Below are 15,834 nucleotides of genomic sequence, written 5' to 3'. Positions count from 1 at the left end.
AGCATTACCTACGGGCAGCGCCTTAGTGACTCTGAGCTGATCGGTGGCTCCAAAACCGGCACATGGGCATGGCAGGATGGCAGTATCATGCCTACTGTAGTCAACAATAGCTATGATGTGGTGTTTACGCCAAATGACGTTGATAACTATGACTGGTCAGGTGTGACTTTAACACAGAAGGTAAACCTTACAGTCAATCAAGCAACGCCGGAAACGGTCACATGGCCAACGTCGGCAAGCATTACCTATGGTCAGCACCTTAGCGACTCTGAGCTGATCGGTGGCTCTAAAACCGGCACATGGGCATGGCAGGATAGCAGTATCATGCCTACCGTAGTCAACAGCGGCTATGATGTGGTTTTTACGCCAAATGATACGGATAGCTACGACTGGTCAGGTGTGACTTTAACACAGAAGGTAAACCTTACAGTCAATCAGGCAACGCCGGAAGCGGTTACATGGCCAACGTCGGCAAGCATTACCTACGGGCAGCGCCTTAGTGACTCTGAGCTGATCGGTGGCTCCAAAACCGGCACATGGGCATGGCAGGATGGCAGTATCATGCCTACTGTAGTCAACAATAGCTATGATGTGGTTTTTACGCCAAATGACGTTGATAACTATGACTGGTCAAGTATGGCCTTAACACAGAAGATAAACCTTACAGTCAATCAGGCAGCGCCAGAAGTGCTCACATGGCCTACGTCGGCAAGCATTACCTATGGCCAGCGCCTTGGCGACTCTGAGCTGATCGGTGGCTCCAAAAGTGGCACATGGGCATGGAAGGATGGCAGTATCATGCCTACCGTAGCCAATAGTGGCTATGATGTGGTGTTTACGCCACATGACATTGATAATTATGACTGGTCAGGCATAGTCCTAAAAAAGACAGTGGGTATTGCGGTAAGTAAGGCGGCGGTAAGTGTTCAAGATCCTACCGAAATCCCGGTGATCTACAACAATGTGGTATCCGGTAAATTCAATTTGAATAGCATTGCTTTTGAACCAAGTACACCCGGTACATCGAGTAATCGAAGCTATGAGGTGGGCGTGACGAGTAGTACTGATTTCTTTAGTGTACAGCCGGTCGTGAACCAAAATTTCCTCACATATTCCAGCAGCTCATCCAATACAAAGGATACAAAAAGTACCGTGGCAGTTACGATTAAAAGCGAAAACTACGAGGATGCGACTGTAACGATGACATTTAAGGCAGTGGATAAGCGCGATGCGGGTGTGAATTTCTCTAGCACAGTTCCCTCTGCCAAGACTTATGGTGATGGGACTTTCACCCTGACGGCAAGCGCGACAGCTCCTGGTCAGAATGGGGCATGGACTTGGGTAAGCAGCGATCCCACTGTCCTCAATGTGACCGGCAACGGCGCTAGCGCCAATGTGCAAATCTTAAAATCCGGCAAAGCGACTATTACAGCAAAGTACGAGTCCAACACCACCTTGAGTGAAGTAAGCACTGCAATGATTACGGTTTCGAAGACAGTCCTCAAGGTTCAACCTAAGAATTTTAGCATTGATACAGGCACAGCCATACCAACTCTGGAAGTGGTGTATTCCGGCCTCAAAAATAACGATACAAGCAGTATAATTTCTCTTTCTAGCGGTTCGTTGGAAATGGAAATCCAGAAAACAGACGGAACCTTTTTGGCAAACACCAACACAGCAGGCACTTATGATATTGTCTTTACTGGCTCACCAGTGTTTACTGAATCAGAGAAGTATGACATTGCCATCGACAAAGGCACTTTGACCATCAGATCGTCCGGCGGTGACAGCAGTGATTATTCAAGAGGCGATTCTTCCTCTGAAGGAAGCTCAACATCAACAACTACAACACCTACAACAACACTGGAAAAGAAGCCAAATCAGCCGATAATGGCAACGACTCCTGTCACAGCAACAACGAGAACGAATGGAACTGCAAGTGCATCTATTCCGGATAAAGCAGTAATAGATGCGATTGCCAAAGCACAGACGGATGCAAAGGAACAGGGCAAAGAAGGAACAGATATCACTGTTGCGTTGGATATAATCATGCCTGAGGGTACAGCTTCTCTAACGGCAGCACTGACACGCAGTTCTCTGGATAGCCTTGTGAGCGCAGGCGTAAGTAGTCTTGAAATAAACGACTCTCTTGTGCAGGTAAGTTTTGACCAAAAGGCACTGGCAGAAATTCAGAAGCAGAGTACTGGAGATATCCGAATTACCATTGCACCTAAGACAAACCTTTCCGCTGTAGCAAAACAGATGATCGGCACAAGACCGGTGTATGACGCTACTGTGGGCTATGGCAACGGTAAGAGCGTGTCCAGCTTTGGAGGCGGAATTGCAACGGTATCTATCCCTTATACACTGGGCAAGAATGAAGCAGTCGGTGGCCTGTATGCGGTCTATGTAGACGCAAAGGGCAATGCCACTCGCATTGCAGGCTCTGCCTATGATGCAAATAGCGGTTGTGTTGTTTTTACAACGACCCACTTCTCGCAGTATGGTATCGGATACACTGCACCGACAGCAAAGTTTACAGATATCAGTACCCATTGGGCAAAGGCATCTATTGACTATGTGGTGGGTAGAGGGCTGCTTTCTGGAAGTACAGAAACAGCATTTGCACCAAATTCTGCTATGACGCGGGGAATGCTGGTAACAGCTCTTGGCAGATTACCAGAAGTAGACACGAAAGCTTATACAACAAACAGCTTCATAGATGTAAAAACAGACAGTGTATTTCGTCCATACATCGAATGGGCGTACAGCAAGGGCATTGTTCAGGGCATTGGAAACAGCCAGTTTGCTCCGGACAGGGCGATTACTCGTGAGGAAATGGCAGTGATCTTTGCAAACTATGCAAAGGCAACAGGCTATACGCTGCCAATCGTCCGTGAAGCGAGCGTCTACGCTGATGCTTCCAGCATCGGCAGTGATTACAAAGAAGCCGTAAAAGTCATGCAGCAGGCGGGACTTATGACGGGCGGCAGTGACGATAAGTTTAATCCAAAAGGAAATGCTACCCGCGCAGAGGTTTCCTCCATTTTAGAGCGTTATATCAAGTTGACCATCAACCCAGCCACAGCGAAGGGCTGGGCGCAAAACGATGCTGGACAGTACTTGTACTACAAGGATGGCAAAGCTTTAACCGACACACAGACCATCGACGGTGTGAAGTATTTCTTTAACACCGACGGTACTCTGAAAACCGGCTGGGTCAAAGACAGCGATAACTGGCGTTATTATTCCGGTAAGACAATGGTAGTCGGCTTTTGGGATCTTGGTGCAAACGGAAACAACAAGACCTATTACTTTACCAAGGATGGTCTGATGGTATCCGATAAGTGGCTTGAGATTGATGGCAAAAGGTATTACTTTAACACCGACGGTTCTCTTGTCAAAAACATAAATTAACCGACATTAAATATTCGTGGCAGCCTTAACCTGTTTACCTGCTGTAGCACACGATCTTGCTTTGTTGAAGAATATTGAAAACCTAGTTTTAGAAAAAAGTCAAGTAAAGAAATATAATGAATAGCTATATAAAAAAGAAATACTCACTTGCGTCGTATGAACAATAGTGAGTATTTTTTTGTTGTACGTCTTGCCCCCTCACTTTAAAGGAACAATCCCCTGGTATGAGGCAACTATGACCGCCATAAAAAGTGTGATAGAAAATCAAGGTGAATTTGTAGGAACCTTCAGGGAAAATGTAATCAGAGTTATCGGAAGTTACTCCACTAGACATATCTCTTCTAAATACGATGAGCAAATAGAAAAACTACAGAGTGAAATGCTTACCCTTATTGAAGAAAATGCAAAGCAGGGTTCTGTGAATGAGAATTTTGACGAGTAGTACCTAGAGAAGTAGTTCTGATCTATATTGGTACAACTACATTTTTTTAAACTATTGACCCTTTTAGTGATGCTATATTTAAGTTAATGAGAGGGAGGTTGTTTTGTGGATGATTTAGAGCCATGCGGAATGCTTATAAAAAAAATTCACGACGCGCTGGAGAAAGAGGCAAACAATGAACTTCGTGAAAAGGGTTTAACCTTGGGGCAGATGCAGATGTTGATAACTTTGAATAATAGCGAAAATGGAACGGCCTTCTTGAAAGCGCTGGAAAGTAGTCTATAAAAATGCAATCTTATGAATATGGATTTGTAAACATGAAGGTGACGGGTATTGTAACCATCGACAATACATCATATGAAATTACAGATGGCCATGCTTGGTTTGATCGTCAGTATGGTCATATTAATAAAAAGAACGAACCACCTAAGTTCCTTCCAGGAAAGGCCTCTTGGTTATGGTTAGGTATTGACAACTTAAAAGATAATCGTGGTGCTGCGTCATTTGGAGACCTTTACAATCCGGGAGAGCGTTTGTGTTTTGCGACCTTCTTACACGAGGATGGCACTGAAGTGAATGTTGAGGCAGATATTACCTACGATAATATTTGGACGAGTAAGAAAACTGGATTCTCATATCCCGGTACTATTGTTATTGATGTTCTGAAAGAGGATTTTCATGTTACTTTGACGAGTCTTGGAACTGAGGATGTTGAGTTTGTCGTTGAAGGTGAAAATAAAGGACTTTCTGGATGTCAGTGCTTATTTCAAGCAATGGGGACGTATAAGGGGAATCCTATTAACCATGTATGTAATGTGGAGACTATAGGGGACCTTTGTGGGGAAGATTCCTAAAAACTAAATGACAAATAAAAATACAAATGCTTTTATTAATGTAAAACTGACGTATTAATAATTTACTGAATTGAGTTACTTACTCAAAGGTACAGGATATGTAGAGCGTAAATACGGATTTAAATGCATCACACATATAAAATAGCTATAGCCATGTAATAATAATGGTTATAGCTATTTCTGCTTTGAGGTTCTATTAGCTTTCGATGCATGAAAAAGGAAAAAGTGCAGCGCGTTCACTTCAGTATAAGTGACAACCTCCAAATTAGACAAATCAATTCATATTATGAGATGATCTAATTTGGAGGTTTTTCATGTTAATAGAGAATAAAATGTGTATAGATTAGTTAAGGGTCGCCTGTTTGTGGCTGGATTTTGAGATAGTCATAAAATATCTATTTGGCAGTGATTGCTGCCATTGTAACATAGTTATAAGGTTTATTGAAATGAGGCAAGAAGAACAAGTCAGTTAATGCGAGTTTATCAATGGTCACTTTTTCCTGGATGGCAAGTGAGAACAAATGAATGCCCATTGACATGTCATGTTGTGAAGCCATTTGTGCGCCTAAGATGATTCTAGTTTTAGCATCGTATACGATTCTGAGTTTAACCTTGTGATTTTCTTCTGTGATAAACTCCGGTTTTTGTAAGTCTTCAAAATCAGTATATAGCACGTCAAGTCCGAGCAATTTTGCTCTTTCTGCTGTTATGCCTGTTGATACCATTTTCAAATCATAGATGGCAATACCATTTGAGCCTTGTACGCCTGCAGAGTCGATATCGTTGCCGATGACATTATGTGCGGCTACAATTGCAGAACGAACCGCATTGGTTGCAAGTGCAATGTAGCTTGTATTATCAATTGAGTTGTCATAAACTGTAGCACAATCACCAATGGCATATACATTAGGGATTGAAGTTTCTTGTTTTTTGTTGACCAAATAAGCGCCATTTCTAAACTGATCCAAATGTTCTGCCCCAAGTTCAGTATTGGGTCTGAAACCAATTGCCATAACCACCATGTCCGCCTTGTGTGTTGCTTTATCTGTGACGACGCGCTCTACTTTTCCATCGCCTTCGAGTTTTTGAACGGTTTCACCAAATGCTAGTTTAATACCATGTGATGAAAGGTTTTCATTCATCATTTGTGTGAATGGCGCATCATAGTATGCAGGTAAGCTTGTTGTTGCGATATCTATTAGGGTTACATTTTTGCCATGACGTTCAAAAGCTTCTGCAAGTTCAACACCAATATAACCAGCACCAACAACGACAACATCTCTAATTTCTGGATTTTTGAGTTTCTCAATGACTACTTCTGCATGTTGGTATAATTTTACCTTTTGAACATTTTCAAGTTCCATACCTTGGATCTTAGGAATGATTGGCAAAGAACCAGTTGCTAGTATTAAATCATCATAATGTTCTTCGATGATCTCGCCGTGAGCGTTTTTACCATAGACTACTTTAGCATTGAAATCGATTTTATTGACTGGTGTTTCCATATATACCTTAGCACCCTTTGATTCTAGTGTTTCCTTGTTGGAATAAAATAGACCTTCTGGTCCGGCAATCTGATTGCCAATCCATAACGCCATACCACAGCCTAAAAAGCTGATGTTGTTGTTAGAATCAAAAACAGTGACTTGATGATTATTTGAGTTATCTAAAATAGTATTTGTTGCAGCTGTTCCTGCATGATTTGTGCCTACGATTACCACTTTTTTCATAATTAATTGATCTCCTTATTTGTATTTGATTCAAAATTGTAATTGTTACATTTTTCACAGATATTATACCACGAAAATATTACTTTTAAACATAAAAAATAAAATAATTTATAAAATTTAAAAAATGTTCATGGGAAACATGATTTTGGCGCATACCTATGACTTTAAAGTCCCCCTTCGTATATGACGAACTTTAAGTTGGCTAAGTGCATGGGTATCTCAGTTTATCCACTATGAATATGCAAATAATTCACATCCCGTTTCAATAACAAATCTTAAATTAATCATAAATGGCGTTAATCAGCTCTCTTTTCCAATAGAGATAAATTTCGAGTTAATAATTTATAATTGTCAAAAAAATTAATATTCTTAAGCTTTCGGATAGACTCTTCTGGAAAAGAATCTATTGAGTTGCCTGCAAGAATCTCTTTTGTTTCATGCTCATTAAAACTTTCGAAGGTTTTAATTTTCTTCATATGCTTATGATTTAATGGGCATACGGATTGACATCGAATACAACCAATCATTGAATTATGCCATTTGCGATCAATCCAAACGGGCGTCATTTCCAAAGACTCATTATGATACGTTAGACACTTATTAATTTTTACATAACTATGACTGGGATTCAAAGCACCAGTTGGACAATTATTTATGCATTTACTACAGTGCTCACATTCTTTCATAAACAACGAGGTTGGTTTTATGCTCTCTTTATCGACGTGTATATCCGTCAGGTACGTAGCAAACCAATAAAAACTACAGCCATCAATATAGCAAAGATTGTTTTTGCCCATCTTTGCAAGTCCGCTAGCAATCGCAATAGTTTTTGCAGGTAAATACACTGGAGAAACCATGTGTCCATAGGATTCTAATAAATTTTGAATGTCATTATTTATGGTCATTACACGTGAATTGCGATTCTGATCAAGAGGATCTACATCGTATAAATACATTGATGGTAAGACTCTTGTAACTTTATGACCATCCATATTAAAGCTTATTTTGGAATGCGGCTGATAGACTGCAATAGTCAAAATACTCTCCATTTTTATATTGTTATCATTGGTGAAGCGAATGTTCTTTAAGTATTTCTCATATGAATGAACATTGGCTTCATCTCTGTAAACATTTTGATGATATGTACTTTCTATTCTAGGGATATCATCAATACTTAAAAAAGATGATTTAAGCCCAAGATTTTTCAATTCAGTTTCAATCATTTTGAGTTTAGACGTCATATAGCCCTCCTTTTTTGTAACGTTCAAATTGTGATTTTGATAGTTACATCCATATAATACTATTGAATTCAATTAAAGTCAAGGCGTTAAGAGGATGAGCAATTTTCACAATTTGACACATTTTGAGCATATTTGAGTTACATTTGTTTTTTATACTTAGCATATCAAAACTGATTTGATCAAGTTAAGTTGATAAAAACAAATGGAGGCAGTTAAGATGAAAAAAAATATTTTAGCAGTAGGTTTGATAGGGTTAATGATAATGGGAAGTCGTATGGGGGCTTTTGCTGAGACGTCTATAGGGGAGGTGGATATCGTCTCTGCTGATGATATCAGAGGGTCAGCATTTGTGGCATCTGAGCAAAGTTACTTTGAAATTTCAGAGGCTCTATTTGATTTTTCAAATGTTGCTTTTGATTTTTCGGATGGTAAAGCTCTGGAGATAAATTATGTGTATGACTTGGCAGAAATGACTAATGTTGAAGAAAGCAAAATTGAAATCATGCAGATGGATACATTAGAAATTAATACGTGTGTTCCCCTCGATGCACTAGATCAAAAGAAAATCATCAATGGATTGAAGTTTCAATTAAAAAATGGAAGTCTATATTAGCATTACAGAAAGATATAAAGATACCTCTTAAAGGAGAACCTAATTTTGGTTCTCTTTTAAATGTGATATAATTGATCATTGTTAGACGAACAAGATCAATATTGTTAGATGAACAAGATCAATATTGAAGGTAAAAGCTTGGGAGAGAGAAATGTCATATTGTATTTATTTAGTTGAAGATGAAGAAAACCTAAATCAAGTATTGTCACATTACATTAGTGAAGAAGGCTGGCAAGTTCAGTCCTTTACACGTGGTATGGAAGCTCAAAAAAAAATCATGACACCCCCTGATTTATGGGTGCTAGATATTATGATTCCCGATTTAGATGGCATTCAATTGATAAAGGCCATTAAAGCTGAAACGCCTGAGATTCCAGTCATATTTATTTCAGCAAGAAACTCAGATATAGATCGGATAATGGGATTAGAATTAGGTAGTGATGACTATTTGGCGAAGCCATTTTTGCCTCGCGAACTCATTATTAGAATACAAAAAATCCTACAGCGAACTTACAGTGATGCACCCAAGACATATCATGACATCATCCAAGTTGACGGTTATCAAGTAGATCAATCTAGGCGAACAGTATGTAAAAAGGATGAATCGATTGAGTTGACCTCAAAAGAATTTGATTTATTGTTGCTCCTTATTGAAAATCAAAACAAGGCCCTATCACGAAATCATATATTAGATCAAATATGGGGCACAGAAGCTTTTTATTCTGACAGAGTCGTTGATAATCTCATCAAGAGATTGAGAAAAAAAATGCCCGATTTACGAATTGAAACGATTTATGGCTTTGGGTATAGGAGGCTTTAAATGAAAAAAAGAGCACTTTCTATCCAAATATGGTACTGGTTTATTGTAATCATCATTGGTTTTAGCATATGTCTTTCAACTGTTTTTTATGTGTCATTGGAAAGGTACTTTAAAGAGCAAATATACACTCAGATAGAGGCTCAACATATTAATCAGATGGTTTTAACAGATCATTTAAAGGGTGAAGCGAATTTCTCTGAATTTGAAATCACCCCCTCTTTTAAATTAAGCGATTCTCAGGTGATAACGGAAGCACCTTTAGAAATTACGAATATTGTGGTATCGCCAAACAGTAATAAGGGCGATGATATTGGAGAGTCTTCTGGTCCAGATATAGAATCAGGCACTAATCTTGAAAGGGAAATTGTAAAACTCGGAGATGCACAACAACTGAAGATTCAGCGCTATGAAAAGATCATTGATGGTGAAAGAGAAATGGCTGTTATATTCAAAATGAATATAGATGGTCAGCCTTACTATTTGTACTCATCAGTCAAAGAAGATTTCAAATATCTAATTCTATCTCGCTTTTGGATTGTATTTGTATCAATAGTCATATTATCCATTTTACTGTTGATACCCTCTAAGATGATAGCGAATAAAATATCAAGGCCATTAGCCGTATTGGAAAAAGATATGTACCGAATTGCCAATAGGGATTGGGAAGACCCCATTAAAGTAGACGGGCCCTTTGAGATTGAAAATTTGTCTAAATCTTGTGAAATGATGCGGAGAGAGCTGGTTCAACATGATAATAATCAACAATTTTTCATGCAGAGCATTTCCCATGAGTTGAAAACGCCAATTATGGTGATTAGAAGCTATTTACAAGCCATAAGGGATGGATATTATCCAAAAGGAACCATTGAAGATACCGTTGATACAATAGATAGGGAAGCCGTAAGACTTCAAAAGAGAACAGCAGATTTGATCAGCATAACGAATATCGATTATATGGCACGGCAAAGTTTACCCACTGAACCCGTTCAGTTGGAACGATTGATAATAGAAATTTACGATCTTCTCAAATATGAGCGGCATGATGTGGATTGGCACTTTCAAATGCATGGAGAAACTGTTCGAGGACATTATGAGTTGTGGAAAATGGTTTTTGAAAATATACTTCAAAATCAGTTGCGTTATAGTCAGTCAACTATTGATATCCAACTTTCCAATGATGAAAAAAATATAACCATAGCAATATCAAATGATGGACCATCTATCGAAGAGATACATCTAGATAAGCTGTTCACTGCGTTTTCAAAAGGTGCTGACGGACAAAATGGATTAGGACTGTACATTGTAAAGCGGATAGTAGATTTATATCAAGGGGAGGTCTACGCTCGAAATAAAGAGAGAGGTGTTGAGTTTGTAATGGTAATCCCCAATAATGAGTAAATCATATTTAAAAGATGCACTACTTGTGACCAAGTATTAGCATCTTTTTTTTATAAATATGAGTTGCTAAAAGATCAGTTTTTTTAACTGAGCTATATACGCTTTTTTTTCATCACTTTGAGAGCTATCAATACGTTCAATATACCCCATATCAAATTGGACTTTTTTGTCAAATGGAATACAGCGAAGCGAAATATTAATCGTTTTTAGCAACTGCTCTATGTTGTAAAACGACATATTTGTAGATAATGCAAATGCATTGGTTTTCTCTAATGTATAGAGAAGATGGAAAAAATCAGTAACTGAAACGCGCCTGTCAAACTGGTCATATTGCATTTCTTTAATAGCATGGGCACTATAAAATTCTTTTTGACCAATATCAAAATGAACTTGTGTATAATGATTCAAATCTTCAAAATTGAGACTTTTATGATTTGCAAGAGGGTGCGTTTTAGATAAGAGCACAGTAACATCCACGGCACTTATAGAGTGAAATTTGAGGTTGTTTTTTGCCAGTAAATTGTACATAAGTGTTTCTTGCATCTTACTAATCGTAATGAGTCCCATGTCGCTATCGCCCATTTTGACATCTTCGACTACATCAAAAAATGATTTTTGATAAAGTTTATAAGTGTAATTTTTATTTCCAGTTGATTTTATTAAGGAAACTAAGGGGAAAATACTAGAAGCAACAAAATGAGATGAAACACATAACCTGGTTTTGTCTTCTTCAATTTCGATAGGTTGAATCGTATCGATCTTATCTAAACTCTTTAAGATGTTTTCGGCGTAATATAAGAATTCAGCGCCATGCCGTGTAAGTTCAATGCCTGTGGTATTTCTTATAAAGAGTTTATAGTTCAATTCTGTTTCAAGTGATTTGACCATTAAACTGATATTGGGTTGCGTCACCATTAACCTCTGTGCTGCTTTGTTAAATGATCCTGAACGTGTGATCTCAACAAAGTATTTAATCTGATCTAAAGTCATAATACCTCCTCAATATCCTTTTCAGTACTTTTATCATATAGAAGTGTTACCTTTTTTATGAACTCACTTTTCAAATAATTGATTTCTTCCCCAATCGTATCTATATAACCTAAGATAACAGGTGCTGAATGAGATAGAGGGATGAATCGGATCGGTATATTCATATTTCCGATGAAGGTATTAAAACTATTGGAATTACTATAAGGGATAAGTGCAAAACCAGAGGTTTCCTTTAGGCATATCAACAAATGAAAAATATCATTGAGTGAAATGATTTTGTCAGATTGATTGTATGTGGTTTCCAAAAGTGTAAAGGATGCTGGTGATTCTCGACTGTCAATATCAAATCGAATTTGAGGATATTTTTTTATATCTTTGTGACTGAGAGATGCTTTGTTTGACAGAGGATGATCTTCTGAAACAACAACCCCCATGATGAGTTCCGAAATAATATGGAATTCAAGGCCTTTGTTTATAAGCATACCATTTAGTGATGCAACTTGTGATTTATGGATTGTAATAATGCCCAAATCAGCATGCTTCTTAAAAACATCCTCAATTACATTTGAAAATTCCCGTTGGTGATGTTTCAATTCAAAAGCGTCGGATTCAAGTGTTTCCATCATATGGATGATAGGCAGAATACTCGCTAAGCTGTATTCAGAGGATATGTTGAGTTTTTTAGGCTCTATTTTACTATGCTTGCAATCGATCTTATTGATATTGTCAATATTCTCTAAAATATGTTCTATATGATATAAAAATGCGTTGCCTTGTTGAGTGAGTTGAACCCCCGTAGAATGCCTTCTGAATAATTTATACCCGAGTTCATTCTCAAGTGTTTTAATTGTAAGACTGATATTGGGTTGAGAAATGAACAAATTTTTTGCAGCTTGGTTCATTGATCCAGCAGATACAATTTCTTTAAAATAGTTAATTTGATCTAAAGTCATATGATTCTCCTTATAAATATATTTTAATAATGATGTGACAAAAAGTAAATAATACTATTACTGAATATTATAAAATAGAGGCTATTACTGATTTAGAAGATTATGGAGAAAAACAGGATATTTATCTGAACTTATATCTACTTATAAATTTTAAACATTACAAAAAAACGGAAACTTATTTTAATATATTAAGTAAGTAAAAAGGAGAGGCATTCAAATTTTTTTCTAAAAGGGGGATTTATGAATTATTTGGAAATCGCAAACTCACCATTGTTATATGTGATAACAATCATCATTTTGACGGTTTTATCGGCACAAGCCATCATTTTTTATCGTCTTGCTCAAAAAAGAGCGAAAGAGCTGAATATTGATAAAAAAACAATTAGAAAAGTTGTAAAGGCAGCGTCCATAACAACTGTGATACCTTCAATTGCTATTATTGTGGGCTTAATTTCATTGGCACCTGCAATGGGTGTACCCATCTCCTGGGCAAGACTGGGCATGGCAGGCTCTTTGATGTATGAGCTGACTGGAGCTTCAATTGGCGCAAAAACCATGGGCGCACAGTTAGGTGCCGCAAACTATACACCACAAGCTTTCGCCAATTCGGTATGGGTGATGACGATTGGCGTTGTGCCCGCGTTTCTTTATGCAATCTTTTTCTTGAGAAAATATAAGAAGAGGGTAAAGGAAGCCGTTTCAAAAGATACGAGATTACAAAATGTCATTATAACGACAATTTTGGTGTGTGTTCAAATAAGTTTTGTATTACCTGCGTTATTTTCTGGGGGGAGCTCGGCCTATGCAGTAGGCATTGCCGCAGCGGTAATGGCAATTATGACCTTTATAATTGTTAAGTTCAAGGCAAAATGGTTAAGAGAGTATGCCCTATCTACAAGTATGCTAATGGCTGTTGTTGTCGTCATTTTATTAAACAAATAAGGGGGTTAATATGGACACAAAACATGAATTATATGAAAACAAGGTGTATTTTCTAGGCAGATTAACAGCGACAGTATTCTTGTTATTAACTTTTGCGATTCCGGTTACATTGTGGTTAAAATGGGGAATACTGCCCACAAAAGAGGGGTTTATTGCGGGGCTAATAGTGATTATGTCGTTGATACCGCTGATATCAGCAGGTGAATTTTTAAGTTTTGCTCCAATTATCGGATCAGCAGGTTACTTTGTCATGTTGCTTAGCGGGAATTGGATGAATATAAAAGTCCCTGCGTCAATGGTTGGATTACAATCTGCAGATATTGATCCTAATTCTGAAGAAGGTGAAGTGCTCTCAACGATGGCAGTTGCGGCATCGGCAATTGTAACAGAAATTATAATTTTAGTTGGGGTTCTTTTATTGACACCATTTACTTCTTTCTTTGCACAACCTTCTATTAAAATTGGGTTTGCACAAATTGTTCCAGCGTTATTTGGTGCCTTATTATTTGCTTCAGTGATTACAAATTATAGGACCGTTATAGTGCCTGCAATTGTCGGCATTGTCATTGTAAAATTGAATATTGCATCAGGGTTATATAATATTCCGATTATGATTGCTATATCCGTATTTGTCAGCTATTTTTTATTCAAAGTGGGTTTTTTCGGTAAAAAGGAAGAAGAGGTGAACCAACTGACAACGGAAATAGAAACTTAAGAAATATGAGTGCTGCAAGTGGATGCACATGATTTTTTATAAAAATAAGATTTATAGTGATCATACATTAAAGATTTGGAGGTAGATGATGGTAAAAACGAGACCGGTTTCATTGCCAAGAGATTTATCATTTCTTGCGGATGGTTGTGATGAAAAAATTAAAAAGCATGTTTTAAATTTGATAGATAAAGCAAGAGCTGAAGGGGTTTGGGATGAACCCGTAGATATGGTTGTGGATACGAATGACTTGAATTTTGTCGCATACTGGGTTGGTAAGACTCAAAAGCCAATTTTGAATCCAAGAAGTGGCTTTGGCTTAAGAGAACACTTTGAGAAGTTTAAAGCAACTGATTTTCAGTGGAATATCCAGGGTGAAGTGATGGAAAACATTACGATGAGCGCGTCGGGAGATTTGATGCAAGGAAAACATATTGAGACATCTGGGGATCATTTGTACAAATATGTGAGTCCACTGATTTTTGGTAGGGATCTCTCTTATGCGAACCTTGAATCGACATTATCAAAAGATGCACCTAGACCCATGGGGGTTGAAGGGCAAGGGGACACACCACAAATAAATATTACTAAAAATCAATACCATACGTTGGTGAAACATGAAACACATAAATATGATATCCTACAGATTTCAAATAATCATATTATGGATTGTGGGTTTGAAGGTGCTGATATCACTATGGATCAGTTGAGGAAGGATCACATTAAATATGTTGGTGCATATCGCAATGCGTCAGAGGTTAATCAAACCGTATTTACAGATACAAAAGGCATTAAGATCGGATGGGTTGGTCATACATTTAGTTTGAATGGCAAGGCATTACCTAAAGGTAAAGAGTGGATGATTGATGTAACCCCCTTTTTAGAAGTAGAAGATCCAGATTTGACAAGGATAGAAGCTCAAATTAAAAGAGCGAAAGAAGACGGCTGTGACTTAGTCGCTGTTGCTTTACATTGGGGAATTGAATTTGAATTATATCCCCATCCAAAGCAAATAGAGTTTGCACATAGAATTGCAGAAATGGGTGCAGACATGATTATTGGTCATCATCCACATATTGCTCAACCTTATGAGATTTATACACCAATGAGAGATTCAAATGTGAGAGTCCCTATTCTTTATAGTTTGGGGAATTTGATTCCTGTATTCAGTGGAGAATCTACTGTTCTCAGTTACGTTGCAAATATACAAATCTCGAAAATTAAATCGGGGGATCATATTAGAGTTTTTGTGACAGGGATGCAAGTAACGCCTGTTGCTTTTATGGAGGAAGAATCTGAAGAGGGCACATATGGTGTTTTGATACCGATTAAAGATTTGAAAAATAAGGTATGGGATCAAGAAACTCAAGCGTATATTGATACAATTTGTAGTCAAGCAAGTCTTATAATGGGCGATTCTTGGCGCTAAATTAAGGCTACAAAAATTTTAGATAGAATTCAAAATTGGATTCAAAATCGGATTCCAGCAATATATAGTCTGAGTAAAACCAAAACCAATGCTAAAACCAATACATCAAGCCACTGAGTGAATGGAAGATACTCAGTGGCTTTTAAATATTAGACAAATGCAAATACATGTAGCTATTATATCGTTAATAGATATGATAAAATATTAGGGAAAATGAGGTGGATTCGTTTTTTGAGATCTCTGAGGATGATTGTATGTATAGGTTGAATTGCCAAACCCAGCTGCCATGTACA

The 15,834-nt window shown here is 37.7% G+C and carries 14 protein-coding genes; 10 read left to right on the top strand and 4 right to left on the bottom strand.

Annotated features, from left to right (window positions below):
* Positions 1-87: 87 nt before the first annotated feature.
* From ISU02_RS03835 to ISU02_RS03820, 4 genes are all read left to right on the top strand, one after another.
* The gene (locus ISU02_RS03835) at positions 88-3,417 is read left to right on the top strand and encodes an S-layer homology domain-containing protein (protein ID WP_207736173.1); all 3,330 of its coding nucleotides are present in this window, start codon (positions 88-90) and stop codon (positions 3,415-3,417) included.
* A gap of 235 nt (positions 3,418-3,652) precedes the next feature.
* Positions 3,653-3,859, top strand: coding sequence for a hypothetical protein (locus tag ISU02_RS03830; protein ID WP_407646404.1), 207 nt, complete (start codon positions 3,653-3,655; stop codon positions 3,857-3,859).
* 105 nt (positions 3,860-3,964) lie between these two features.
* Positions 3,965-4,144, top strand: coding sequence for a hypothetical protein (locus tag ISU02_RS03825; protein ID WP_194700465.1), 180 nt, complete (start codon positions 3,965-3,967; stop codon positions 4,142-4,144).
* A gap of 2 nt (positions 4,145-4,146) precedes the next feature.
* Positions 4,147-4,713: a hypothetical protein gene (locus tag ISU02_RS03820; protein ID WP_194700464.1), complete on the top strand. Its 567-nt coding sequence runs from the start codon at positions 4,147-4,149 to the stop codon at positions 4,711-4,713.
* A gap of 395 nt (positions 4,714-5,108) precedes the next feature.
* Here the strand turns inward: ISU02_RS03820 and nox are convergent, their stop codons facing one another.
* Positions 5,109-6,443: a H2O-forming NADH oxidase gene (gene nox / locus ISU02_RS03815; protein ID WP_194700463.1), complete on the bottom strand. Its 1,335-nt coding sequence runs from the start codon at positions 6,441-6,443 to the stop codon at positions 5,109-5,111.
* 296 nt (positions 6,444-6,739) lie between these two features.
* The gene (locus ISU02_RS03810) at positions 6,740-7,684 is read right to left on the bottom strand and encodes a 4Fe-4S double cluster binding domain-containing protein (RefSeq protein ID WP_194700462.1); all 945 of its coding nucleotides are present in this window, start codon (positions 7,682-7,684) and stop codon (positions 6,740-6,742) included.
* A gap of 217 nt (positions 7,685-7,901) precedes the next feature.
* Here ISU02_RS03810 and ISU02_RS03805 point away from each other — a divergent pair, with 217 nt between their 5' ends.
* The 3 genes from ISU02_RS03805 to ISU02_RS03795 all read left to right on the top strand — a co-directional run bounded on the left by ISU02_RS03805 (position 7,902) and on the right by ISU02_RS03795 (position 10,515).
* Positions 7,902-8,297 (top strand): hypothetical protein, encoded by a 396-nt coding sequence (locus tag ISU02_RS03805; RefSeq protein ID WP_194700461.1) that lies wholly within the window; start codon positions 7,902-7,904, stop codon positions 8,295-8,297.
* Between the two features lie 151 nt (positions 8,298-8,448).
* Positions 8,449-9,117, top strand: a complete 669-nt coding sequence (locus tag ISU02_RS03800) for a response regulator transcription factor (protein WP_194700460.1) — start codon at positions 8,449-8,451, stop codon at positions 9,115-9,117.
* Entirely contained in the window at positions 9,118-10,515 is a 1,398-nt protein-coding gene (locus ISU02_RS03795) for a sensor histidine kinase (RefSeq protein ID WP_194700459.1), read from the top strand.
* 66 nt (positions 10,516-10,581) lie between these two features.
* Here ISU02_RS03795 and ISU02_RS03790 read toward each other — a convergent pair whose 3' ends face one another.
* A complete protein-coding gene (locus tag ISU02_RS03790) occupies positions 10,582-11,505 on the bottom strand; it encodes a LysR family transcriptional regulator (protein WP_194700458.1) in 924 nt (307 codons plus the stop codon).
* Positions 11,502-12,458: a LysR family transcriptional regulator gene (locus ISU02_RS03785; protein ID WP_194700457.1), complete on the bottom strand. Its 957-nt coding sequence runs from the start codon at positions 12,456-12,458 to the stop codon at positions 11,502-11,504. The genes ISU02_RS03790 and ISU02_RS03785 overlap by 4 nt, the downstream gene beginning before the upstream one ends.
* Positions 12,459-12,698: 240 nt before the next feature.
* Between ISU02_RS03785 and ISU02_RS03780 the strand changes: the two genes are divergently transcribed.
* The 3 genes from ISU02_RS03780 (at position 12,699) to ISU02_RS03770 (ending at position 15,541) form a co-directional block, all read left to right on the top strand.
* Positions 12,699-13,400: a DUF5058 family protein gene (locus ISU02_RS03780; RefSeq protein WP_194700456.1), complete on the top strand. Its 702-nt coding sequence runs from the start codon at positions 12,699-12,701 to the stop codon at positions 13,398-13,400.
* A gap of 10 nt (positions 13,401-13,410) precedes the next feature.
* Positions 13,411-14,115: a hypothetical protein gene (locus ISU02_RS03775; RefSeq protein ID WP_194700455.1), complete on the top strand. Its 705-nt coding sequence runs from the start codon at positions 13,411-13,413 to the stop codon at positions 14,113-14,115.
* A gap of 88 nt (positions 14,116-14,203) precedes the next feature.
* Complete coding sequence (locus ISU02_RS03770) at positions 14,204-15,541, top strand: CapA family protein (RefSeq protein ID WP_194700454.1); 1,338 nt, start codon at positions 14,204-14,206, stop codon at positions 15,539-15,541.
* Positions 15,542-15,834 lie beyond the last annotated feature (293 nt).

It is taken from the genome of Fusibacter ferrireducens (genome assembly GCF_015352425.1).
GTDB lineage: Bacteria > Bacillota > Clostridia > Peptostreptococcales > Acidaminobacteraceae > Fusibacter_A > Fusibacter_A ferrireducens.
The sequence above is the reverse complement of the archived record's forward strand: the minus strand, read 5'-3'. Positions and strand labels throughout refer to the sequence as shown.

Bases quoted from the DNA above. Each gene is read 5' to 3' on its own strand.
- ISU02_RS03835 (WP_207736173.1), top strand. From the start codon at position 88: ATGCCTACTGTAGTCAACAATAGCTATGATGTGGTGTTTACGCCAAAT.
- ISU02_RS03800 (WP_194700460.1), top strand. From the start codon at position 8,449: ATGTCATATTGTATTTATTTAGTTGAAGATGAAGAAAACCTAAATCAA.
- ISU02_RS03805 (WP_194700461.1), top strand. From the start codon at position 7,902: ATGAAAAAAAATATTTTAGCAGTAGGTTTGATAGGGTTAATGATAATG.
- ISU02_RS03795 (WP_194700459.1), top strand. From the start codon at position 9,118: ATGAAAAAAAGAGCACTTTCTATCCAAATATGGTACTGGTTTATTGTA.
- ISU02_RS03790 (WP_194700458.1), bottom strand. From the start codon at position 11,505: ATGACTTTAGATCAGATTAAATACTTTGTTGAGATCACACGTTCAGGA.
- nox (WP_194700463.1), bottom strand. From the start codon at position 6,443: ATGAAAAAAGTGGTAATCGTAGGCACAAATCATGCAGGAACAGCTGCA.
- ISU02_RS03785 (WP_194700457.1), bottom strand. From the start codon at position 12,458: ATGACTTTAGATCAAATTAACTATTTTAAAGAAATTGTATCTGCTGGA.
- ISU02_RS03775 (WP_194700455.1), top strand. From the start codon at position 13,411: ATGGACACAAAACATGAATTATATGAAAACAAGGTGTATTTTCTAGGC.
- ISU02_RS03780 (WP_194700456.1), top strand. From the start codon at position 12,699: ATGAATTATTTGGAAATCGCAAACTCACCATTGTTATATGTGATAACA.
- ISU02_RS03830 (WP_407646404.1), top strand. From the start codon at position 3,653: ATGACCGCCATAAAAAGTGTGATAGAAAATCAAGGTGAATTTGTAGGA.
- ISU02_RS03770 (WP_194700454.1), top strand. From the start codon at position 14,204: ATGGTAAAAACGAGACCGGTTTCATTGCCAAGAGATTTATCATTTCTT.
- ISU02_RS03820 (WP_194700464.1), top strand. From the start codon at position 4,147: ATGCAATCTTATGAATATGGATTTGTAAACATGAAGGTGACGGGTATT.
- ISU02_RS03810 (WP_194700462.1), bottom strand. From the start codon at position 7,684: ATGACGTCTAAACTCAAAATGATTGAAACTGAATTGAAAAATCTTGGG.